Origin of the sequence: Rhizobium sp. WSM1274, from assembly GCF_025200775.1 — a bacterium.
GTDB lineage: Bacteria > Pseudomonadota > Alphaproteobacteria > Rhizobiales > Rhizobiaceae > Rhizobium > Rhizobium leguminosarum_I.
The window spans coordinates 1-19,757 of record NZ_CP104141.1 but is presented as its reverse complement, the minus strand read 5'-3'; the positions used below and the strand labels follow the sequence as shown (position 1 = coordinate 19,757).

22 protein-coding genes and 2 pseudogenes are annotated in these 19,757 nt (G+C 59.6%); 7 read left to right on the top strand and 17 right to left on the bottom strand.

Annotation, left to right across the window (positions count from 1 at the left end):
• Nucleotides 1-47: 47 nt before the first annotated feature.
• From N2600_RS31875 to N2600_RS31850, 6 genes and pseudogenes are all read right to left on the bottom strand, one after another.
• Nucleotides 48-200: a hypothetical protein gene (locus tag N2600_RS31875; protein ID WP_260299821.1), complete on the bottom strand. Its 153-nt coding sequence runs from the start codon at nucleotides 198-200 to the stop codon at nucleotides 48-50.
• A gap of 10 nt (nucleotides 201-210) precedes the next feature.
• Nucleotides 211-387 (bottom strand): hypothetical protein, encoded by a 177-nt coding sequence (locus N2600_RS31870; protein WP_165418257.1) that lies wholly within the window; start codon nucleotides 385-387, stop codon nucleotides 211-213.
• Between the two features lie 135 nt (nucleotides 388-522).
• Nucleotides 523-720: a hypothetical protein gene (locus tag N2600_RS31865; RefSeq protein ID WP_260299767.1), complete on the bottom strand. Its 198-nt coding sequence runs from the start codon at nucleotides 718-720 to the stop codon at nucleotides 523-525.
• An 11-nt stretch (nucleotides 721-731) separates the two neighbouring features.
• Nucleotides 732-1,292 (bottom strand): FMN reductase, encoded by a 561-nt coding sequence (msuE, locus tag N2600_RS31860; protein WP_260299766.1) that lies wholly within the window; start codon nucleotides 1,290-1,292, stop codon nucleotides 732-734.
• 171 nt (nucleotides 1,293-1,463) lie between these two features.
• Nucleotides 1,464-1,865: pseudogene (locus tag N2600_RS31855) on the bottom strand (DsbA family protein); the annotation flags it as partial.
• 54 nt (nucleotides 1,866-1,919) lie between these two features.
• Entirely contained in the window at nucleotides 1,920-2,954 is a 1,035-nt protein-coding gene (locus tag N2600_RS31850; protein ID WP_260299765.1) for an LLM class flavin-dependent oxidoreductase, read from the bottom strand.
• Between the two features lie 318 nt (nucleotides 2,955-3,272).
• Here N2600_RS31850 and N2600_RS31845 point away from each other — a divergent pair, with 318 nt between their 5' ends.
• Nucleotides 3,273-3,554: a type II toxin-antitoxin system Phd/YefM family antitoxin gene (locus tag N2600_RS31845; RefSeq protein WP_003591561.1), complete on the top strand. Its 282-nt coding sequence runs from the start codon at nucleotides 3,273-3,275 to the stop codon at nucleotides 3,552-3,554.
• Nucleotides 3,554-3,877, top strand: a complete 324-nt coding sequence (locus N2600_RS31840; protein WP_260299764.1) for a type II toxin-antitoxin system RelE/ParE family toxin — start codon at nucleotides 3,554-3,556, stop codon at nucleotides 3,875-3,877. The genes N2600_RS31845 and N2600_RS31840 overlap by 1 nt, the downstream gene beginning before the upstream one ends.
• A 106-nt stretch (nucleotides 3,878-3,983) precedes the next feature.
• On the opposite strand, the gene N2600_RS31835 is transcribed toward N2600_RS31840, so the two are convergent.
• The 8 genes and pseudogenes from N2600_RS31835 to N2600_RS31800 all read right to left on the bottom strand — a co-directional run bounded on the left by N2600_RS31835 (nucleotide 3,984) and on the right by N2600_RS31800 (nucleotide 10,219).
• Nucleotides 3,984-4,526 carry a two pore domain potassium channel family protein gene (locus N2600_RS31835; protein ID WP_222384950.1) on the bottom strand — a complete coding sequence of 181 codons (543 nt, stop codon included), beginning with the start codon at nucleotides 4,524-4,526 and terminating at the stop codon, nucleotides 3,984-3,986.
• Nucleotides 4,527-4,619: 93 nt separating this feature from the next.
• A complete protein-coding gene (locus N2600_RS31830) occupies nucleotides 4,620-5,312 on the bottom strand; it encodes a hypothetical protein (RefSeq protein WP_072637588.1) in 693 nt (230 codons plus the stop codon).
• Between the two features lie 31 nt (nucleotides 5,313-5,343).
• Nucleotides 5,344-5,913, bottom strand: a complete 570-nt coding sequence (locus N2600_RS31825; RefSeq protein ID WP_260299818.1) for an OmpA family protein — start codon at nucleotides 5,911-5,913, stop codon at nucleotides 5,344-5,346.
• Nucleotides 5,914-5,940: 27 nt separating this feature from the next.
• Nucleotides 5,941-6,369 (bottom strand): cysteine rich repeat-containing protein, encoded by a 429-nt coding sequence (locus N2600_RS31820; protein WP_260112091.1) that lies wholly within the window; start codon nucleotides 6,367-6,369, stop codon nucleotides 5,941-5,943.
• Nucleotides 6,370-6,419: 50 nt separating this feature from the next.
• Nucleotides 6,420-6,689, bottom strand: a complete 270-nt coding sequence (locus tag N2600_RS31815; protein WP_260299763.1) for a hypothetical protein — start codon at nucleotides 6,687-6,689, stop codon at nucleotides 6,420-6,422.
• 120 nt (nucleotides 6,690-6,809) lie between these two features.
• Nucleotides 6,810-7,141 (bottom strand): annotated as a pseudogene (locus N2600_RS31810) (HupE/UreJ family protein); the annotation flags it as partial.
• 67 nt (nucleotides 7,142-7,208) lie between these two features.
• Entirely contained in the window at nucleotides 7,209-8,726 is a 1,518-nt protein-coding gene (locus N2600_RS31805; protein WP_260299762.1) for a DUF1254 domain-containing protein, read from the bottom strand.
• A gap of 62 nt (nucleotides 8,727-8,788) precedes the next feature.
• Nucleotides 8,789-10,219: a DUF1254 domain-containing protein gene (locus N2600_RS31800; protein WP_222385026.1), complete on the bottom strand. Its 1,431-nt coding sequence runs from the start codon at nucleotides 10,217-10,219 to the stop codon at nucleotides 8,789-8,791.
• A 342-nt stretch (nucleotides 10,220-10,561) separates the two neighbouring features.
• Between N2600_RS31800 and N2600_RS31795 the strand changes: the two genes are divergently transcribed.
• From N2600_RS31795 to N2600_RS31775, 5 genes are all read left to right on the top strand, one after another.
• Complete coding sequence (locus N2600_RS31795) at nucleotides 10,562-12,370, top strand: adenylate cyclase (RefSeq protein WP_222384947.1); 1,809 nt, start codon at nucleotides 10,562-10,564, stop codon at nucleotides 12,368-12,370.
• A gap of 125 nt (nucleotides 12,371-12,495) precedes the next feature.
• Entirely contained in the window at nucleotides 12,496-13,299 is an 804-nt protein-coding gene (locus N2600_RS31790) for a DUF2092 domain-containing protein (protein ID WP_409995344.1), read from the top strand.
• Entirely contained in the window at nucleotides 13,296-13,508 is a 213-nt protein-coding gene (locus tag N2600_RS31785; RefSeq protein ID WP_064245806.1) for a hypothetical protein, read from the top strand. The genes N2600_RS31790 and N2600_RS31785 overlap by 4 nt, the downstream gene beginning before the upstream one ends.
• Before the next feature lie 130 nt (nucleotides 13,509-13,638).
• A complete protein-coding gene (locus N2600_RS31780; protein WP_311319314.1) occupies nucleotides 13,639-14,868 on the top strand; it encodes an alpha/beta hydrolase in 1,230 nt (409 codons plus the stop codon).
• Nucleotides 14,869-15,198: 330 nt separating this feature from the next.
• The gene (locus N2600_RS31775) at nucleotides 15,199-15,537 is read left to right on the top strand and encodes a DUF2147 domain-containing protein (protein WP_017968843.1); all 339 of its coding nucleotides are present in this window, start codon (nucleotides 15,199-15,201) and stop codon (nucleotides 15,535-15,537) included.
• 500 nt (nucleotides 15,538-16,037) lie between these two features.
• Here the strand turns inward: N2600_RS31775 and repC are convergent, their stop codons facing one another.
• From repC to repA, 3 genes are all read right to left on the bottom strand, one after another.
• Complete coding sequence (gene repC / locus N2600_RS31770) at nucleotides 16,038-17,354, bottom strand: plasmid replication protein RepC (protein ID WP_260112089.1); 1,317 nt, start codon at nucleotides 17,352-17,354, stop codon at nucleotides 16,038-16,040.
• 199 nt (nucleotides 17,355-17,553) lie between these two features.
• Entirely contained in the window at nucleotides 17,554-18,543 is a 990-nt protein-coding gene (gene repB, locus N2600_RS31765) for a plasmid partitioning protein RepB (RefSeq protein ID WP_260112088.1), read from the bottom strand.
• A complete protein-coding gene (repA, locus tag N2600_RS31760; RefSeq protein WP_260112087.1) occupies nucleotides 18,540-19,757 on the bottom strand; it encodes a plasmid partitioning protein RepA in 1,218 nt (405 codons plus the stop codon). The genes repB and repA overlap by 4 nt, the downstream gene beginning before the upstream one ends.

Below are 19,757 nucleotides of genomic sequence, written 5' to 3'. Positions count from 1 at the left end.
GCACGTCGGTCTTTTTCCCGATCGGGGCAAACATCGGACATCACTCATCAGATCCACCCGATCACCAGGGCGAACAGGAATGCGAAGGAGCTGACGATCGTGCAGATTCCGGCCGCATGCCTGAAATACGACATGACGCTGCCTTCCGCCCTTCTCGCACCGTGCCGACGCAGGTCGGTTTCAACGACAATCGCCATCACGCCGTTCTCCTCAATACCAAAGGCCGGGCATGGTGCCCCAATAATGGAGTTCGTATTCGCGCGCGGACCGGTCGCGCTCGTCGTCCCGCGCGAATAATCCGTTTACCGGCTCCCGTGGAGCGGGCGGCTTCAGGCCGAGGAACCGGCCGATCGAAAGCTTCAGCCAGAACTGAAAATCAAGCTTCATGCGAACCTCCTGTCAGGAACCGTTATTCTTCGGCTAGAGCATTTCCGTTTTTCTTCGAATCACGGAAGTGCTCTATCTCTTTGTTTTCATGCAATTCCGGACGCAAAACCGCTGTGCACTTTTGCTGGAATTGCTCTACGAAATCAGCGAATGACGTTGTGCATTGGCGAGAAGAACGTGAAGCGATGCCGTCGGTCCGTAGAGCATCAGCAGGCGGTTCTCCTCGCGTTTGGCGAGACGATAGCGTCGGGCGAATTCGAAGACGCTCCACAATTGCTCGCTTGGCCCCGGCCCTTCCGCATCGGCGATCGTTGCTTCCTGAGATCGAACCATGGTGACGATCCTTACTCAGCCGCCGCCAGGGCCGTGTTGGCGCCCGGAAAGAAGGCCGCCAATTCGCCGATCACGTCGTTGATGCGGGCCAATAGCGCGTCGGATGAAACCGCATAGTCTGTGAAATCGCGATCGGACGCATAGACGGCGGTCGGTAAAGTATGGGCCATGAAAAACCCGAACAGCGGCCGAAGCTGATGCTCGACCATCAACGCATGCCGGTCACCGCCGCCGGTCGCCGTGATGATAATCGGCTTGCCCCGAAGTTCGTGGGGGTCGATCAGGTCGATGAGGTGCTTGAAATGGCCGGGATAAGAGCCCTTGTAGGTTGGCGAGCCGATGATCAGGGCATCGGCCTGCACGATCTCGTCGACGACATGTCTGGCCTGCGCGTCGAGATCCTTGCGCCACAAGGCGCTGCCCAGCGACGGACCGACATCATTGAGATCATAGCTCTTGCTGGTAAATCCGTAGCGAATGCTCGCACGCTCGGAGACGTGCCGCACAAGTGCCAAAGTCTTCGATGGACGGTTGAAGCTGCCAGCGATGCCGACGAGTTTGAAACCTGACATGGTTTTTCCTCTCTTTGCGTTGCTCCAACTATTGTCTACAAAATTGATAGATTAAAGGAACGTGCGTCTCTCCTTCTTCGCCTGGTTGAAAAAAACGTTCAACGCCGCTTCATGACGTATAGGTTGCATGTCGATCGCCATCGACATCTCAGACCTCGGGACGCTGCAATCTGATGTCACGATCGCCTCGCGCACGCCGGGCTTGCCGATATCCTTCGCCTCGCTCCAGAAGGCATGTTGCAGGGCGCGGGCAACGCCGATCCAATCCTGTCCGTCGAGATAGGCCGCGATCACGAAGAGGGACGCGGGCGTCGGATCATTCAAATCAGGGCGATGTTCGAGCCGCAGTTCCTTGCCGCGCACGCGCGCCCAGCGTTTGAGGTCCCGCGTCCAGTAGGCGCGCCGGATCTCCGGGCGGTTGCGCGAAAAGATACCGCCATTTTCCTCGACCACCGTCGTCAGATAGGGCGTGATGACGACGTCGTTCTTCGCCGCAAGTTCGGCGAAGGCGTCGAAGCCGATGTAGGACCAGGGCGAGCCGATCGAAAAGAAGTACTCTACTGATTTGGTCACTGATGCATGTTCCCTGCGAGGTGATTGTTCTGGCGTCGAATGGTCGACGGCATTTCAGCAAGCGGATCTAACTTCGGATTGCGCTTTCCATCCGAGCTGCGGTGCGATCAGCGTCACGAAGTCGTGGAGAATCTGGCGATATTCCTCGGGCTCGAACTCGTAAGGAAGCTCCAGCCTCAACTCGCTGACCTCGGGCAGGATCGGATCGGCAAAAAGCTGCGCCAATATCTCGTCCGATGTGCCGACGACATCGCGGGCGAACAGGGTGCGCCGCTCGCCCTGCGGTGAAAGGGTTCGCTGATGGCGGCCATCGGCATAGTCTCGATACCGGCGGCGTGTTGCGGCATCGGCGCTGTCGAAAGGCACGATGACGCGCCCCAGCGCGACCCGGCGCTGCGTGTCGGCGTCGCGATAGGTTTCGATCAATCGCGATTGCGCGATGAAGAAATCATCCGTCCCCTCACCCGTTATCACATTGCCGGTCAAAAGGTTGAAGCCATTGCGGCCGGCCCATGCGGCCGAGCGCTGCGATCCGCCGCCATACCAGATCCGGTCTATCAGGCCCTTGGCATAAGGCTGTAGCCGCGGCCGCTGCGGGCCGAAGGGCGTTTTGATCAAGGTCCGTTCGTCGCCGAGATAAGTGCCACGCAGATTGTCGGCAAAGCGCAGCACTCGATCATGCGAGAAATCGTATCCCATCCAGTCGCCGTCGAAGACGAGCGGGGCGATCAGCTCGGCGTGCAATGGTCGTCCGGCGCTGACACCGATATTCAGCCGGCCGCGAGACAGAACATCCACTGTGGCGAGGTCTTCAGCCAGCCGGTAAGGGCTTTCATAGCCGATCGGGATGACCGCGGTTCCAAGCTCGATCCGACTGGTGCGCTGCGTCGCCGCCGCCAGGAAGGCGCTGGCGGAAGAAATTCCGGGCTCCAGGTGCCGCTGGCGGACCCAGGCGCTGTCGAAGCCCAGATCTTCGCCATATTGCAGTTGCTGAAGCGTCTGCTCCAATCCCGACGACGGATCTTCGTCGGGATAATTGCCGGGGGTGAGGAAGCCGATATGGCTGATGGATATGTCGCGGCCGCTCATGTCGTCCCTTCCACTCGTGCCATCCGATGATCAGTATTTCGGCGGGCCGGGCGGGTTGGTCTCGGATGCCGGCAAGGCTTCTTCGGAAAGGTAGGTCATGGCACCTCGATCCGATCCTTGGTTGCAAATCCTAGTCTATAAAATCAGTAGACAAACTTCATTATAAGAAATGGCATTCTCTTTCGAACGCGTTGAGTGAAAAAAGCGGCCGCAGCCAAGATGGGGAATCGGATGCCGGGAATTGTCCCGCCGCCATCGAAAGGCTACTTTCAATCGACCACTGCATGGTCTATATTCTGGTCGAAATGGAGAAACCGCATGAAGCTGTCAGAACAGGTCAAGCCGATCAGCTATCTCAAGGCGCACGCGCCGGAGATCATCCGGACGCTGAAGGATAATCCGCAACCGGTCGTCATTACTCTTCACGGAGAGGCGAAAGCCATCCTTCAGGACGTCGGCCAATACGAAGAAACACAGGAGACGCTGGCGCTCTTGAAGGTGCTGGCGCTCACCAACCGGCAAGTCGAGGAGGGCAAACTGCGCCCTGCTGCGGAGTCCTTCGCGCGCATCCGCAAACGTCTGGCCGACAGCCAATCCTGATGCCATATCGTGTTCTTTTCGCTGAGGACGCGGAACGCGACATCGAGGATCTCTATCGCTTCATCGCTAGCCGCGACGGCGCCGAGACGGCAGAGCGCATCCTGACGGACATCGAGAGCGCCTGCGTCGAGCTTGAAGAATTCCCCGCCCGTGGAAATATTCCGAAGGAGTTGGCGGGGATCGGAATTTCCGAATATCGGGAACTGCACCATAAGCCGTGGCGCATGATCTATCGCATCCTGGGCACGGACGTAGTCGTCTACTGCGTGGTAGACGGGCGTCGCGACATGCAGAGCTTTCTGGAGCGAAGGCTTATCCGCTGATGTCCGGCAGGTCGTTGTTGAGCGCTTCGGATCTACGGCTTGTGCCGGTCAAGCGCTGCCATAATCTTGCCCGTATACAGGTCTGGGAAGACGCGGCCCGGCAGATTTACCCGCCTTCTGGAAATCTCGCGACGTCGTGAGCGAGTGGGCGAGCATCCTGATACTCCGCTTTTGCCTCTATCACACGCTCCTGCCTCGCCCGCAGGCGGTCGAACTTGCCGAAGTCGGTCATGATGCTGACCAGGACGCTACCCGTCCAACCGAAGGTGAAGAGGCCCGACATGCCAATGATCGGGCCGAGCAGACGCCAGCGATCCGGGAGGGTGACGGTTCCCTCGCCCAGCGTCGTATAGCTCTCAAGCACGTAGTAGTAGCTGTCACGCATCGAGGGGATGATGGCCCTGACATAGAGAGGCATCGCCCAGATCAGCGTTTCTGCGAAATGCAGAATCGCCAGCGCGGCGATCGTCGCGGCCAGCATCAAGTTCAGACGCCAGTGCGGCGTGGCCCTCGTGACGCCTGCCCATGACTTGCTGAATTGAAGGCTGATGCTCCGGATACCAGCGCCGTGCACGAAGATGACCGCAACGAGAAACACAGTGCCGACGAGTATTTCCAGAACTGGATCAGGATTCGATAGATGGTCCAACTGCGACGTCCTCGGTCTTGCAACGCCCGCTGGAAGGACCGTCAGCCTTCCAACGCGCCGAAACCAGCACTGCCATGTTGCTATACCCTGGTGCTAGTAGCAGGGTGGATACGGGTAATATCCACAAGCCGGAGGCGGATAATAGCGGCGATCCTCGGCGACTGCGGCACCGATTGCCGCCCCCGCGACAACGCCCGCTCCGTAATAGGCGCCCGGATGGGCATACCATCCGCCACGCCAGACGGGGGCGCGAAAACCAGCGCCCCCGACGGCGACGCCCCCGTAAGGACCGCGGGCCGCAAACCAGTCGATGAACAGCGATGCAGGGCCGTCGGCTCCGGCGAGATCACCTTCGAGCACAGCCACCTCGAAGGTGAGATTTGTTCCCTCGAGCTTCGGTGTCTTCAAGACGACGACCGCATCAGCGACTGTGTCGCCCTTGCCGCTCAGGACCGATATCGTCGCGTTCGGAGGATCCTTGGCGAAGCTATCTGCCCCCTCGCCCCACTGCTTGATGAACTCGGAGGTCAGCACGTGGCCGGCAGAGCGCACCGGGCGGTCGGCAAACACGATAGACACGGCCGAGATGCCGCTCATCGTCAGTTTGCCGTTCTCGAGCCTCGCCCCCCCGGAGTTGAGGACGGCCAGCGACGGCACCATTTTTGACTTAGGCGCGCCGATGGTCTTCTGAGCGGGCGCCGAGATGGCGTCCTGCGCGAGAACCGGCGTTGACGATAGAAGACCTGCTGCGATTGCGATTAGGCACATATCGGAGATTCTAAGCATCTGCTTCCTCCCTTTTTTCCACTGAGTGGCGTTATTTCAACAGTCCCAGATTGATCAGTTGAACCCGTCGATTGTCTGCCGACTCCGGGTGACCCGGATCGATCGGCCATTCCTCGCCGGCTCCGACTGAAAAAAGGCGATCTGGCGAAACCGCAAAGGTGGTCGACAGCGCTTCGTTAATCGCGTCGGCTCGTTTCTGGCTGAGTTCGAGATTGTGCTTGGCGGTTCCCGTCGCGCTCGAGTGTCCGACGATCAGGAACTTGTACCGGAACAGGTCCGGATGGTGCAGGGCGTCGGCAATGAGCCCAACAGTGCGGTAGGATTTTGGCTCGATGGCAGTCGAGTTGTTTTCGAAGTCGATCTCGACGATCAACTGCGAGAGCTCTGACAACTTGTTCCAGTTGGGCAGGGTGGCGACGCCCTTCCCGACATTGGCGTTGGCTTCCTCCACAAGCAGAGCGACGTCGACGGCGGGAGCCGCCGCCTTGACCTGTCCGAGAGTGGTCATGATCTGCGTGTTGTCGATCTGCTGGGCCGAGGCGATGCACGGAGCCATTAACAGGCCGAGTGCCAGCGAAATGCGATGGCCGTGAACCATCATCTTGTTCTCCCTTTTTCCGGTCATGGTTCACCGCCATCCAGCGTCGGTGATTGCCTGGTTGCAAGCCTTGTTGTCCACGCGCTTCGTCTCGACCAGGCAGGAGAGGATGTTCCCGTCGCCCTTCACGCTGTTGCAGTATTGGGAGATGTCATGCTGGCAGACCTTGAACGCCGACGCCTGCGCCTCCTGGCGCTGGGCGATCGACGACATAACGCTGCCAAGGGTCGCCGTGCAGGTCGGGGAGACCTTCGACGAATTCTTCTCGAGGCAGGCCTGTATGCGGCCGTTCCCGAGGTTCTCGCCGTTGCAGAGCTTCTTGATGTCCGGCCCACACTCCTTGGCAAGAGTCGTGACCGCATCGGCGTAACTCATAGTGTCGGCGCGCCCGCCCGCGGTGAGCGCGAGGAAGCCGGCGAGCGCCGCGCCTGCGAAGATACCAAGTCTGTTCATCATCATTGTTCCTCCTGAAGCGATTGATCTGAAGTACATCGAATGCTTGGTGGCGGTTATCGTCGTCGCGGTTTGAATGGGACGACTGCGGCTCTATCGAGGGACTGCTCGATCTCGATCCGCATGCTGTCGATTAGCTCCCTATATTCGGCGAGGCGCTCGTCGCGCTCTGGAGCGGTTGACTGTTGCCATCTCACCTCCTCGTTGTTCGCGATCTCGAAGTCGTCGCAAAGGTCGCGAAACCCCTCGCTGCGCAAAGCGAACTCCTCGATCGCATCAGCGCGGTCCTTGAAGCAGCTCTTTACGAAACCAACACCGTTTGCCATCCGGTTTCATCCATTCACGTGGATCGTCTGACTGCAGGCGATCTCAGGACATGATGATACAAATCTCTCGTATCGGAGCGTATGTTACCGTAACCAACGGCCCCGCGGCCGACACACCTGCTAGAACGCCGCTGCGCGCTCCACGAACCAGAAGGCCGCCACCGCTCCGATCGCGTAGGTCGCCGTCGTGAAGGCATGACGACCAAGCCAAGCCGGATATCTCGCCAACCTCACAACTGCGATCAGGCCGATTGCCACGGTAATGAACATCAACTGGCCGACCTCGACGCCGACATTGAAGAACAGCAGGGCGAGTGGAATGTCTCCAGCCGGAAGTGCCAGCGCCGAAAGCGCACCCGCGAAGCCCAGTCCATGCAGCAGTCCAAACGCGCAGGGCGACCATTCAAGGCCGGGTCGGCCGTGATGCTCGACTGACCGTTATGGATCCGAATCTGGATTATGCCTATTTTCTGAAGATCGAGCGGATGGAGAACCATCCGCTCGATTCGACTGTTTCCCCTATTGCACCAGTTCGATCTCGCCCGGCTTCCAGGTCTTGTTGAACCACGGCTCCAACGGCCCGTAGAGGCGAAGGAGCATGAACCAGCCCTTGCCCGGAATCGTCTCCACCCAGTTGTTCTCCATCCCCGCCGGCGCTTTGGGTCCGAAGTAGACATCCGTCGAGCCATCCGCATTGACATTGACGCCTTTGCTCTGGCTGCTGACGCTCGGGGCTTGCTGGTCGGTTTGGACCATCGAGCGGGTCTGGTTGTCGTAGACGATGACCGACCAGAAATCCTTGACCGGGATGTTGGGAGGCAGGCGTAGCTTATAGTTCTTGCCGCCATCGAAGGGATTGCCCCTCGCATCCTGCACCGACCAGGGATACTGCGAGCCCTGGCCCACCATTTTTTCCTCCATCGCCGGAGTCACCGCAATGGCAAAGTAGTAAAAGAAGACGGCACCGTCCAAGTTGCTGACACCGGGCGCTGTCTCGAACTTGTAGCCGCCCAAAAACGGCAGGCGCCACGCACTATCCGGATAAAAATACGCATCCTTCGGGCGAATCTTGAAGGCGATCGTCCGTGCCGTCACGGCCCCGATGTTGGCGGCGTCGGCGAGGATCTTCTTCATCCGCTCGTCGGGTGCGAAGGGTTTGCCCTTTTCGATGCCGATCGAGGCGAACAGGCCCAAGGTGGTGGGATCGGAACCGCCCGCCGGCTCTTCCTGGATGACCTGGTTCAACAGGGTCCAGAACGAGTAGTCACCCGGTGAGACAAAGTTCGAAGGAATTCCAGAGGCATTGACGAATTTCATCGGCGGCGGGTTGGCGGCATCGGCCAGGGGATAGATCCGCAGGTTCTTCTTGACCGAATCGACCGCGGGTTGGGTGGAGCCGTCTACAAGGAAAGCGCGAAAGACGAAGTAGCTGCCAAAGGTGCTCGGCCGCAAAACGTGGTACCCGGCTGGTATGTCGCCCTTGAATCCAGGCGGCAACAGGAGGTACTTGCCGCCCTCGCCCTTGTCGGCCCCGGTGATGCCGATGTCGCCCACCCACTTGTACCAGAAGTCGTCGACCGTCCCGAGTACCTTGGGCGGAATCTCGGCCACCACCGGTCCCTTGCTCGTGTCGACCCACATGAAGTTGTAGATCGTGTTGTCGTTGCCAGTCAGCGCGACGGTCTTCGAATCCATCAGACTTTCCCAGATCACGTTGGTCTGGTTGTCTGGTCCGAACTTGCGCAGCGAGTCGCGCATGCCGGCCTGATTGACGATCGGGATTGCCAGCAGATAAGCCTGCAACGCACGCGAACGGTCCAGGTTGTCGTAGATTTTGTCGACCGTATCTTCCGATGGGTAGCCGTAATGGAGCTTCAGCGTCCCGATCGACGACTCGATCTTGTCCGGCACGGCGACGCCCGGTGCGATAGGCGTCGTCATCTTGTAGGACCGTGCGGCCGTATCGGCGGAAGCGGTGCCCAGGCCCATCAACACCATCGCGGCGGTGGCGCAAATCAGTCGCGTCATGCGTATCATTGTTTTTCCCTATCGACATCCGACACCAGGCCGGTCGAGATAATTCATGGTCTGTACTAATATTACGCCACATTGATACCGGGCGGCTGCCACGTCCCTTCGCCGGCCGGCAGTATCGAAGGCGCTTCGGTCTTCGGCCAGTACAGGCGCATCACCAGATAGATCGTGCCGTCCGGGGCCGGAAGCCAGTTGGCTTCCTTGTCCGCTCCGGGGCTGTCTTTCTGGATATAGAGGGTGAGCGAGCCGTCCTCGTTCTTCTTCATGCCCGGCAACATCGGAGAGTTGATGAGGTAGCGATTGATCGGGTTCTTGATCAGGAGCTGGCTTTTGCCGTCATACATCGTCACCGACCAGAAGGAGTTCACCGGCGGGAGCTGCCCGGCCGGAAAGGTGAGAGTGTAGTTGTGCTTGCTGCCGTCGAGCGGCTCCCCGGTCGCATCCGTTCTGGTGAAAGGATACATGGCCTCTGCTGCATCGTTGCCATAGAGGCCTGCCTTTGCAGCTCCGGCTCGCAGCAACCAATCGCCGTTGTAGAAGGCTTCGTCGCCAAGAAGCGAGCTGACGTTCCAGCCGTTGATGGGTTTGTTTCCGCTGGCGAGCCATTTGTTGATTTTATCGTCGCCTTGCTTCATGCCTATCAGCATTTCGGCCTTATGTTCGAGCGATAGATCCTTCAACTCGAAGGTCTTGCTTGGACCGATGCCAATCTTCGCCAGTTTCGCGCGGATTTCCTTATCCCTTGGCGTCTCGGGGACGTATTGCAGTGCCGCGTCGAGATATTGGAAGAAGTTGTCCTTGATTCCGGCAGTGGTGGCCGGCAGGAAATCGATCTTCGGCGCGGTCGCCGGGGCGGGTTGCTTCAGGAAAGCGGAAAGCGGCTGCGCCTTGTAGCCAGCCTGCACCTTTTCCACGTTCGGCATATCTTCGACGTTGATAAGCTGAGTCCGAAAATTGGCGAACACGAATGGGGTGGTCGAGGAAAAGACTTGGCTGATGCCGGCCGGTTTCTCGCCTTTCCAGTCGGGTCCGACAACCAGATAGGAACCCGGAACGTTGCCCGTGGCGCGGCTGCCGATATAGCCAAAGTTATAGGTGTTGCCGTCAATCAACTGCACCGAATAATAACGCTCCTTCTCCACCGCCGACACGGAGATCACCATCGGCTCGGCGCGCAGATCCAGCCACAGAATGGAGTACGGCGTGTCGCTGTTCGGCGTGATGACCGCCGTATCTTCGTAGGTTGCCACGTGGTTGAGGTTGTCGATCTTATTGAACGGCGCCTTGAACTGGCTGGACTTCGGATCGACGGCGAACTCGTTCATGACTGCATAATTCATCACCAGCGGCAGACCGTAGATGAAGCCTTCCTCAGCGATGTTCTTGGCCTCGATGATGCCGGGATAGCTTTGCGCCATCAGCCGGCTTGGCCTTGCAATCGCGGCGCCGGCGGCGATCGCCGCGGCGGAGCGAAGTAGATCTCGCTTCGTCAACATTTGTCGTACTCCTATTGTTCGATGAGTTGTCGAATCCCCTTCGGCAGCACTTCCGCCCCATCCAACCAGAGTTGCCTGCGGCCGCGATCGTCGCCGGGCACTGTAAAAGCGCAAGTATGTAACTGTAACATACCAGTACGGCGCCGGGCGGCGCGGACACATGGTGCGGTGATCGGGGCAGTACTACACAATCTGGATAGTTCGGTTCCGACGTGGAGTGACTACAACCCAACGGTCTTACCTCTGTGGACGCCATTCAATTTCTAGTGTAGGTTACAGTCCGTTGGGAAAATAAAGCCACTTCGTGCATACGCGGCCTCAAGAGCGGGTGAGGAGAAGGCCATGCAGAATCAATCGCCACCGGCGCGCGATGCAGCGCCGTGTTTGTCTCGTGCTCCACCGAACCAGGACGAGATTCGCGCGCAACTCGAACGTATCCTTTGCAGTCATGAGTTTCCGAAGGTGGGCCGAAGCGCCGCCTTCCTCACCTATGTCACGGAAGAGGCGCTTGCGGGCCGCGCCGAGCGCATCAAGGGCTACTCGATTGCCATCGAAGTATTCAAGCGGCGCGAAGGGTTCAAGCAGGACGATCCCGTAGTCCGTATAGAGGCTGGTCGGCTGCGTCGCACGCTGGAGCGCTACTATTTGGTCGCCGGACAAAATGATCCGATCAGGATCGACATCCCCAAAGGCGGTTACGCGCCATCTTTCGTCTGGAATGAAGAGGTCCCGGCGTCTTCTGACGACCGGCTTGCGACACTGCGTCAACGATTTCAGAAATTGATGCCATTCGGTCTTGGAGCTGGCATCATGCTCGGCGTAGTCATGGTGGCGCTGGCCGTTTCTGCCTACTTGCTACCCATAAGGTTGGACTCTACATCGCAGGGATCCATCGAGGAAGGCCCGACGCTCGTCGTCGCCCCGTTCGCCAATCTCGGAGACGGGCCGCAGGCTGCCCTTTATACGGCGGGGCTGACCGAGGAGCTTCTGACCGCCCTTCCTCGCTTCAAGGAGATCAGGGTTTTTGGTCGTGAGACATCGAAGTCCTTGCCATCCGGCGTCGAGGCGTCCCAGGTGCGTGGCGAGCTGGGCGCTCGCTTCCTCCTTGCGGGCGGCGTTCGTGTTTCGGGTGACCGCATTCGCGTGACGGCGCGCCTGCTTGATACCGAAAATGACGAAATCCTGTGGTCGCAGACCTACGACGACGACATCAAGAGTGGCGATCTGTTCGGCATTCAGTCTGATGTCGCAAACAAGGTGGCGAGCGCAGTGGCCCAGCCCTACGGCATCATGGCTCAGGCTGACGTCTCCAATCCGCCCCCTGACGATCTTGGCGCCTACGCCTGCACGCTGAGCTTCTATGGATACCGTGCGGAATTGAGTGCCACACGGCACTTGGACGTGCGGCAGTGCCTCGAAAGAGCCGTCGCCCGCTATCCATCCTTTGCCACCGCATGGGCGATGCTTTCCATCATCTATCTCGACGAGGACCGGTTCCGGTTCAATCCGAGCACCAACGGGTCGGCTCCGATTGATCGCAGCCTGCAGGCGGCTCGTCGCGCCGTGCAACTGGATCCGGACAACACGCGCGCCCATCAGGCGCTGATGACGGCGTTGTTCTTCCATCAGGAGGTTTCCGAAGCCCTCCACGTCGGCGAACAGGCATTGGCAACCAATCCAAACGATACCGAACTGCTTGGAGAGTTTGGTACGCGTGTCGCGATGAGTGGGGAATGGCAACGGGGTGCCGAACTGCTCGACCGCGCTCTTGCCCTCAACCCAGGCGGCGGCGGCTATTACCATGGCACCCGCGCACTCGCCGCCTATATGCTGCATGACGACGAGACTGCGGTCATCGAGATCAAGCAGGCGAATCTGCAGAAGTTTCCGCTCTTCCATGCCGTCGCCGCGGTCATTTACGTGAATGCGGGGATGATGGACGACGCGCGCCGCGAGGCTTCCAGTTTCGAGGCGATGCGGCCGGATTTCATTCCCAACGTGGTGGCCGAACTCAAGGCAAGAAACTTCCGACCCGCTGACAGGGCAAGACTGATCGCGGATATAAGAAAGGCTGGCCTTCCCGCGTCCGACGAGGTGGAGGCGTCGATGCTGTGGCGGCCTCAAGGATCGGCTGTGCTAGTCCCACGATAGCGCCGCGGGAGGGCAGCGCACCGAGCCGTTTCGGCACAGATGCTACCAGATGTTACGGGCGTTTGCCGTCGCCCGACTGTAGAGTTCGCCGGATTGCAACGATCCGCTCGGGAGGGCATGCATCGATGACCAGACCATCAGGAAGATCTCAGCAGTTCGCGACCGTACTCGCGGCGGGGGCGCTCGCCATGTTTGTGTCCGGATCCTTGTCGGCAACCCGTGCCGATGAAACCGATGCCAAGAAGCTGGTGAAGGCGATGTCGGACTATCTCGCCTCCCAGAAGACGATCTCATTCGACTACGACACCAATCTCGAGGTCGTAACCGCCGACCATCAGAAGATCCTGCTTGCAAGCTCCGGCAAGATGGAGATGGGCCGACCCGACAAGCTCCGCGTCACCCGGCATGGCGGGTTTGCCAATGTCGAGATGACATTCGATGGCAAGACGGCGACCATGTTCGGCAAGGACGCCAATCTCTATGCGCAAGCCGAGGTGCCCGGCACGATCGATCACCTCGTGGACGAAATGCGGGACAAACTGCATCGCCCCGTTCCCGGTGCAGACCTCCTAATGCCCGACGTCTACGGCACGTTGATGGACGGCGTGACCGACGTGAAGGATCTCGGCAGTGGGGTCATCGGCGGCGTCGAATGCGATCATCTGGCCTTTCGCACCAAGGAGGTGGACTGGCAGATCTGGATCGCTCAGGGCGACCATCCCTATCCCTGCCGCTACGTGATCACCGCGAACCAGGTCGACCAGGGGCCGCAGTACAGCATCCAGATCAGCGACTGGAAGACGGGCGCCGACGTCCTGGCAGCGGACTACACGTTCAAAAATACGACGGACGCCAAGAAGATCGATCTGTCGAAGCTCAAGGACACTGACGAACTTCCCGATCACCTCGCAAAAGGAGCGAAGCAATGACCCTGTTCAGACGCGTGAGAGTGCTCCTCATTGCCGCGGTCGTTGGCATTTCCGGGCTTGAGGTCGCTGAGAAATTTTCAATTCCCGTGCCAGACGGCATCGTAACCCCGGCCGAAGCCCGGATCGGCCGACCGCTGACGCCGGTCAGCGTCGCCGGAGTGGCACGGCGCACCGTCAGGCGCTGCGCGGTCGGCGTCTACTACTGTTAGGACGAGGCGATCGAGGGGCTGTCTGTAGACATTTTTTTGATGAGGGTGATCTGTGAGCAGTCAAAGTGGCGTAGCGCCGGTATCGGCTCAAACGAGCTGGCTTCGTTGGTTTCTTGTATGTTCAATGATCATGGCACTACCCGGATGCGGCGGCCATCCAAAGGACGTGCTGACACCCGTGGCCGACACGTCACCGCAGTCGCCGAAGGTCGACATGCTGATCGCGACGACCCGCACCCGGTCGACCGTTCCGGGCGAGATGTTCAACGGAGAACGTGCGCTGGCCCCGGCCTTCGCCGACATGACGATCTCGATTCCGCCCAGCAAGGTTCGCAAGGAAGGACAGGTCGCCTGGCCGAAGAGATTGCCGTCCAATCCGGCGACGGACTTCGCCACCGTGAAGGCCGACGATCTTAACGTCGACGAAGCCAAGAAGTGGCTGAGCGCGACCGTCAGGAAAACTCCTGACGGCAGCGTTCTCGTGTTCATTCACGGTTTCAACAACCGGTTCGAGGATGCGGTCTACCGCTTCGCACAGATCATTCACGACTCCGGCGTCCATAGCGCGCCCGTCCTGGTGACATGGCCGTCGCGCGGCAGCCTGCTCGCCTACGGCTATGACCGCGAAAGCACCAACTACACCCGCAACGCCCTCGAGACGCTTTTCCAGTATCTGGCAAAGGATCCCGAGGTGAAGGAAGTCTCGATCCTCGCGCATTCGATGGGCAATTGGCTGGCTCTGGAATCCTTGCGCCAGATGGCTATCCGCAACGGCCGGCTGCCGGAGAAATTCAAGAACGTCATGCTGGCGGCTCCCGACGTCGACGTGGACGTGTTCCGGCAGCAGATTGCCGATATGGGAAAGCAGCACCCACAGTTCACGCTGTTTGTCTCCCGTGACGACAAGGCGCTGGCGTTTTCGCGCCGGGTCTGGGGCGACGTCTCCCGGCTCGGCGCCATCGACCCGGAGCAGGCCCCGTATAAGAAGGAGCTCGAGGACAATAAGATCATGGTGATCGACCTTACCAAGATCAAATCGGGCGACAGCATGAACCACGGCAAGTTCGCGGAATCGCCACAAATCGTGCAGCTCATTGGCCAGCGCATTTCGGAGGGGCAGACGCTGACCGACAGTCACGTCGGACTTGGCGATCAGATCTTGGTTGCGACCACCGGAGCGGCGACCGCCGCGGGCAACGTCGCTGGTCTGGTTCTAGCCGCGCCCGTTGCCGCGCTCGATCAGGATACGCGAGACAACTATGCGAGCCACGTCAACAACCTGGCGGGCACGAATGGGGCGCAGCCAGCAGTCAAACACTGCGAGGAAGGACGACCGACGCCGAACTGCGGACGGCAATAATGACTTTCAATCTGCAGCAGCCAATCAGCCGCGTGGCCGGGATCCGGTATCGGGCGGATGCCCCCGTGAACGGACGGACCTCAAGGGCTCGGCTGCCGCGTGGCGCTGACGTTCCTCTTCCCCGAAGTGAACGTCCCTCATCGTAAAGGAACGTCGTGGTATTCGAGACGAACCGGCAATGCCTCTCCGGATTGGCTTTGGGCGTTCTTTTCTTACGATCAGTAGTTCCGCAAAAGTGCAGGTCCCAATCGGACAGAGCATACCAGAAGCTACGAGCCTCGCATGGCGCAAAGCCGTAGACTCCGGGCCAATTCAACCGAGGAGCACATCATGAACCGCATAATTTTCGCTGCCGCCGCACTCGCAGCCTCCGCAGCCATCGCCTATGCACAAGACCCGATCGTCGGGAACTGGAAGACCGAACTTGGCGATACCGCCGCGATCGCTCCCTGTGGCAGTGGCTACTGCATCACGTTGAAATCCGGCAAGCATGCCGGCGAGCAGATCGGGAACTTCAATGGCAAGGACGGAAGCTACGAGGGCAAGATCACCGATCCAGATGCGAAAAAGACTTACGACGGCTCCCTGACGGTCTCCGGCGACGCGCTGAAGATGAAGGGCTGCGTCCTTAAGGTCGTCTGTGAGTCGCAGACCTGGCCCCGTCTTTGACGACTGCACAAAAGGATGGCATCGATCACGCCTTCACAACGTCAGGTTGCCAAAGACGCGGCTTGGCACGTGTTTCTCGCCGGGCGCGGTAGAGCGAGATTCTCCGTCGTCTCGTCACAACTTACCTCAACGTCGGCCCGGTTCCGCCAACATTTCCAGGAGGCCTCCTAACCCGATCACTACGAAGACGCCCGCCCCTTGGACGGCTACCATGAGCGGGAGCGAGCTTCGCAAGATCGAGTCGTCATTTAGCGATGGGGTGCGAACGCATGAATGGTACGGTAGGCGATCGATGCGGGGTGCGGATTCCGTATCTTCAAACGTCAGACGAGTAGCGTTTTAGGATCAAGGCCCCTCCTCTCCTCTTTCATGATCGCTCCGATCATCCGGTCGCCTGCGAGCGCCTGCCATTCCGATGGCGTTTTAAGATTAAGATCGACATCGCTACCCGGCCGCTCAAAGCCGCGAGCTACGGGCGCCCGCCGCACGGAGCCGAAGACCTATCCAACTTTCCGCCCGGCCGGCACATTTGCCCGCAGAAGCGCCATCAGCATCGGCCCGATCGCGAATTCGCCCTTTTCGGTTCGCCGCGTCAGGCCACGAAGATAGCCACCGGCCGAATTGATGTGGCCGCCGCGCTCCAGGATGCATGCCATCACGGTCGCGGCGTTTTCCGGACCCATCACATTGGCCGCCTCTTCGTAGGCCGACGGACTGACGCCCAGCATCGATCGAACGATGACGGCCGCGGCCATCAGATCACGCCAGTTGCGGATTACGCCAGCCGGCCCATAGGTAAGGATTTCCGGGCAGGCCTGCAGAACCAGGCCGAGTGGGAAGGATTTCAGTCCGCCACCATCATTGCGGACGCCCGCCCGTCGACTTTGCTCTTCCTCCTTCTTCTGACCGTGCGGATGGGCAGTCTTACCCCCACCCCCACCCTTCTTTGGCGTCACGGCCCCTCGGTCGTTGTCTTGCTCAGCTGTCGCGCCCTGCTTCGTTTCGAAGCGTGGTTCAAGTTCAGAGATGGAGTCGGGATTTGAATTCTGTATGTGACGCTCGATATAATCGGCATTGCCGCGTTGTTTTGTTGATTTAACTCGAATTTCCAGCTGGTTAAGAACGTCTGTGCGCAGGCCCGTCAATTCACCCAGCATCAGTTCAAGCTGCGCTGTTGTCGGCGATCGCGGCAGGCCTTCGATCAGGTCCCGGAATTCGCGGTATAGGCTTTGCCAATCCCCAGGGATGTCTTCTTCAACTGCCGCTTCGATCAGTTTTGCAATGTCACGGCGGCAAAGAGTGATGCGTTCACGCAGACGCTGGACATGCAGCCGCTCAGCCATCACCTCGGCCGCAAGCCGTTCGATCTCCTCGGCACGGGCAAGCAGCGGCGCAAGCGAGAAACCGAAAGCCTCGTTGACCTCCCCTGTCCTGTCTCTGCGGACATAACGCTTGCCATTGGGACTATCCTTGCGCAGCAGAAGACCTGCCTCGACGAGCGCGGCGAGATGACGCCGCACAGTCTGTTCGGCCATGCCATGCGTTCTGAGCGAAAGCTGGATATTCGACGGGAAGACGATCAAACCGTTTCCCTGGGCCAGCTCATTCTTCGGATAAAAGCTCAAAAGAGCGTTGAGCACGGCAAGCGCTCGATCGCCGATGCCGAGCAGCGGCTTTGCTTCGCATAGCGCGCGAAACAATTTCCACTTATCGACCGACTGATCCGGCTTGATCTCCCCGGCCATGACTTGATTTGCAAGCATGCCAAGCGTCATCGACCGCCGCCCGAAAGGCGTCGTCACATTCCCGGTTTCCATATCTTCCACCTCAACGAGGCAAAAGAAATCCACTCACCAAAACGGCGCCAAATACTCTTGACAGCGATTCTCGGAAGTGCGATTCTCGGAGGTGTTCAAGACTACGAGGAAAGCTTCCGTGACGGTGACGTTCGGGGGCTTTTTTCTTTTGCGCGTTATCTCCTATTCGGATTGTCAGCTGACAACCGGTCTAACTGCCTCATTTTCCCTCATTTTCCTCTTCGAACTCGGCGGCGAGGCCTACCAACCGCTGAGCCAGGAATTCCGAAAACGCCGCCGATCTGGCGGTGATGCGAAAGGTTTTGCCGGAACGGGCTACCAAAGCAAGCGGCGCGCCGCCTTGGGTCCGGAGCGTCTGCTCGGCCCGCTGCGGTGCGCTCTTCTCCTCCAGTGCCTTCCAGATGACATCGAAGCGGCTGTTGGTCTCCAACGCGTCAAAACCGGCGGCACTGATTGCAGCCCGCGCCTTCTTCTGTCCGCCCGTCTCTCTGAATTTCTCGGCAAACGCCAACCAGCGTGGACGACCGACCTTGGGGGTCGGGCCGATGGCGAGAATGATCTCGGGGTCGATCGTCTGTGCCACCTGCAGGAGCCTTGACGTTTCCGGCTTGTCCGTCGCCAGCGCCTTGGCAATCATGTCGCGGCTGAAGCCATGTTCATCCATGCGACGAGCAAACAATGCCCGTTCGATAAAACTTAAGTCGACACGGGGGCCATTTTCCTGACCCTGTGCAAGGATCAGCTCTTCATCTGTGAGCTTTCGCACGACGGCCTTAACAGGAAGCCCGATCTCTGCGGCGGCCCGCAGGCGCCTGTGGCCATAGGCGGCCTGGTAGCGCCCGGCCCTTCCCGGGTCCGGCCGCACCAGGATCGGAACCTGCTGTCCGCTTTCCTGGATGGACTGCTTCAATCGCTCGAACTCGGCATCCTTGTCGACCGGGATACGGTCGCGGATGAAGGACATTTCGACGGCAGCCGGATCGATCTCCAGCACCTTGTCGCCGGAGGCCAGCGATTCGCGCAGCGCCTTGGCGGCCGCTGCTTCCTCTCCCAGCCGTCCGAGCGACAGGTTCATCGCCTTGACTGCTCCCGATGGCCGATGCGGCTGTTGAACGCTCGGCACCTCCGGCCGTGTCGGCTCGACCGCACCGACCATGCTCTTCAGGATGTCGCGTCCTTTTGGGCTCATGTCCTGCTCCATGCGCTGCGAATGAGTTGCTCGACCTCGGCATTGACGCTGTCGACGGATTCCACCCCGCGGTCATAGGTTTGGCGATGCATCGTCTCGCGTCCCGCCTCGTAGATTGTCTGCTTGGACAGGCCCGCGTCCGAGACCGCTGTGGACTTGACCATCATCGAGGTCAGCACGCGCTCGCCGAACAGACTGCGCAGGAAGGCGACGATCTGCGCCTGCGGTCCATCATTGGACTCATAGCGGGTGATCAGATAGCGCATCCAATCATAATCGAGATTGCCGCCTGCCTGCTTCACCACGGCCAGAAGGTCGGAAGTCATCGTCAGGAACTGGTTCATCGACGCGACGTCGAGCATCTGCGGATGGACGGTGATGAGGACGGAGGTGGCAGCGCAGAGAGCAGACAGCGTCAGGAAGCCGAGGGTCGGCGGGCAATCGATGATGACGACGTCATAGCTCTGCTCCAGCGAATGCAGCGCATTGCCGACCCGCATGAAGAACATGTCCTTGTCGTCGCGATTGGTGTCGGCGAGCGCCTTTGGAGTATCGTGCTCGAACTCGTGCAGTTCGAGATTGCCGGGGATGAGATCGAGCCCCGGAAAATAGGTCTGGCGGACGATGTCGGCTACGTCGCGGCGCGTTTCGTCATATTTGATGGCACCGTAAAGCGTCTCGTTTTCGCCGACATCGAATTCGGGCTGGTACCCGAGCATCGCCGACATCGACGCCTGCGGATCGAGGTCGACGGCGAGCACGCGGTAGCCGCGAAGAGCCAGGAACTGCGCGAGGTGAATTGATGTCGTCGTCTTGCCGGAACCGCCCTTGAAATTGGTGACGGCGATCACCTGGAGATGGTCCCCCGGCCTGCGCATGGGCAGATAGGAAGGTTTGGTGCGCCCGAGATGGTGGCGCATTGCATGGATTTCCTCAAGCGAGAACACCCGTCGACCGGCCGCCGTCTTTTCCGGATTGATGTTTTCCACTTGGGCGGCGAGGTGGCGAACATAGCTGTCGGTAACGCCGAGCAGCTTGGCAGTCTCTGTGCTGCTGAACCGCCGCAGCGATTTGCGGGCATCGGGCGAAAACAACCGCTCGAACAACACCTGCAATTGACTGCTGAGCATCGTCGAGTCCTGCGCGATCGTCTCGTCGATCGAAACTCGACTCGCTCTCTTGGCTTTCTCAACAATCGCGGCCTTGGTCGGCAT

What these genes read in the sequence shown, in the direction of transcription:
- N2600_RS31870 (WP_165418257.1), bottom strand. Translation starts at nt 387, where the DNA reads ATGAAGCTTGATTTTCAGTTCTGGCTGAAGCTTTCGATCGGCCGGTTC.
- N2600_RS31865 (WP_260299767.1), bottom strand. Translation starts at nt 720, where the DNA reads ATGGTTCGATCTCAGGAAGCAACGATCGCCGATGCGGAAGGGCCGGGG.
- msuE (WP_260299766.1), bottom strand. Translation starts at nt 1,292, where the DNA reads ATGTCAGGTTTCAAACTCGTCGGCATCGCTGGCAGCTTCAACCGTCCA.
- N2600_RS31850 (WP_260299765.1), bottom strand. Translation starts at nt 2,954, where the DNA reads ATGAGCGGCCGCGACATATCCATCAGCCATATCGGCTTCCTCACCCCC.
- N2600_RS31845 (WP_003591561.1), top strand. Translation starts at nt 3,273, where the DNA reads ATGAAGCTGTCAGAACAGGTCAAGCCGATCAGCTATCTCAAGGCGCAC.
- N2600_RS31840 (WP_260299764.1), top strand. Translation starts at nt 3,554, where the DNA reads ATGCCATATCGTGTTCTTTTCGCTGAGGACGCGGAACGCGACATCGAG.
- N2600_RS31830 (WP_072637588.1), bottom strand. Translation starts at nt 5,312, where the DNA reads ATGCTTAGAATCTCCGATATGTGCCTAATCGCAATCGCAGCAGGTCTT.
- N2600_RS31825 (WP_260299818.1), bottom strand. Translation starts at nt 5,913, where the DNA reads ATGATGGTTCACGGCCATCGCATTTCGCTGGCACTCGGCCTGTTAATG.
- N2600_RS31820 (WP_260112091.1), bottom strand. Translation starts at nt 6,369, where the DNA reads ATGATGATGAACAGACTTGGTATCTTCGCAGGCGCGGCGCTCGCCGGC.
- N2600_RS31815 (WP_260299763.1), bottom strand. Translation starts at nt 6,689, where the DNA reads ATGGCAAACGGTGTTGGTTTCGTAAAGAGCTGCTTCAAGGACCGCGCT.
- N2600_RS31805 (WP_260299762.1), bottom strand. Translation starts at nt 8,726, where the DNA reads ATGATACGCATGACGCGACTGATTTGCGCCACCGCCGCGATGGTGTTG.
- N2600_RS31800 (WP_222385026.1), bottom strand. Translation starts at nt 10,219, where the DNA reads ATGTTGACGAAGCGAGATCTACTTCGCTCCGCCGCGGCGATCGCCGCC.
- N2600_RS31795 (WP_222384947.1), top strand. Translation starts at nt 10,562, where the DNA reads ATGCAGAATCAATCGCCACCGGCGCGCGATGCAGCGCCGTGTTTGTCT.
- N2600_RS31790 (WP_409995344.1), top strand. Translation starts at nt 12,496, where the DNA reads ATGACCAGACCATCAGGAAGATCTCAGCAGTTCGCGACCGTACTCGCG.
- N2600_RS31785 (WP_064245806.1), top strand. Translation starts at nt 13,296, where the DNA reads ATGACCCTGTTCAGACGCGTGAGAGTGCTCCTCATTGCCGCGGTCGTT.
- N2600_RS31780 (WP_311319314.1), top strand. Translation starts at nt 13,639, where the DNA reads ATGGCACTACCCGGATGCGGCGGCCATCCAAAGGACGTGCTGACACCC.
- N2600_RS31775 (WP_017968843.1), top strand. Translation starts at nt 15,199, where the DNA reads ATGAACCGCATAATTTTCGCTGCCGCCGCACTCGCAGCCTCCGCAGCC.
- repC (WP_260112089.1), bottom strand. Translation starts at nt 17,354, where the DNA reads ATGGAAACCGGGAATGTGACGACGCCTTTCGGGCGGCGGTCGATGACG.
- repB (WP_260112088.1), bottom strand. Translation starts at nt 18,543, where the DNA reads ATGAGCCCAAAAGGACGCGACATCCTGAAGAGCATGGTCGGTGCGGTC.
- repA (WP_260112087.1), bottom strand. Translation starts at nt 19,757, where the DNA reads ATGCCGACCAAGGCCGCGATTGTTGAGAAAGCCAAGAGAGCGAGTCGA.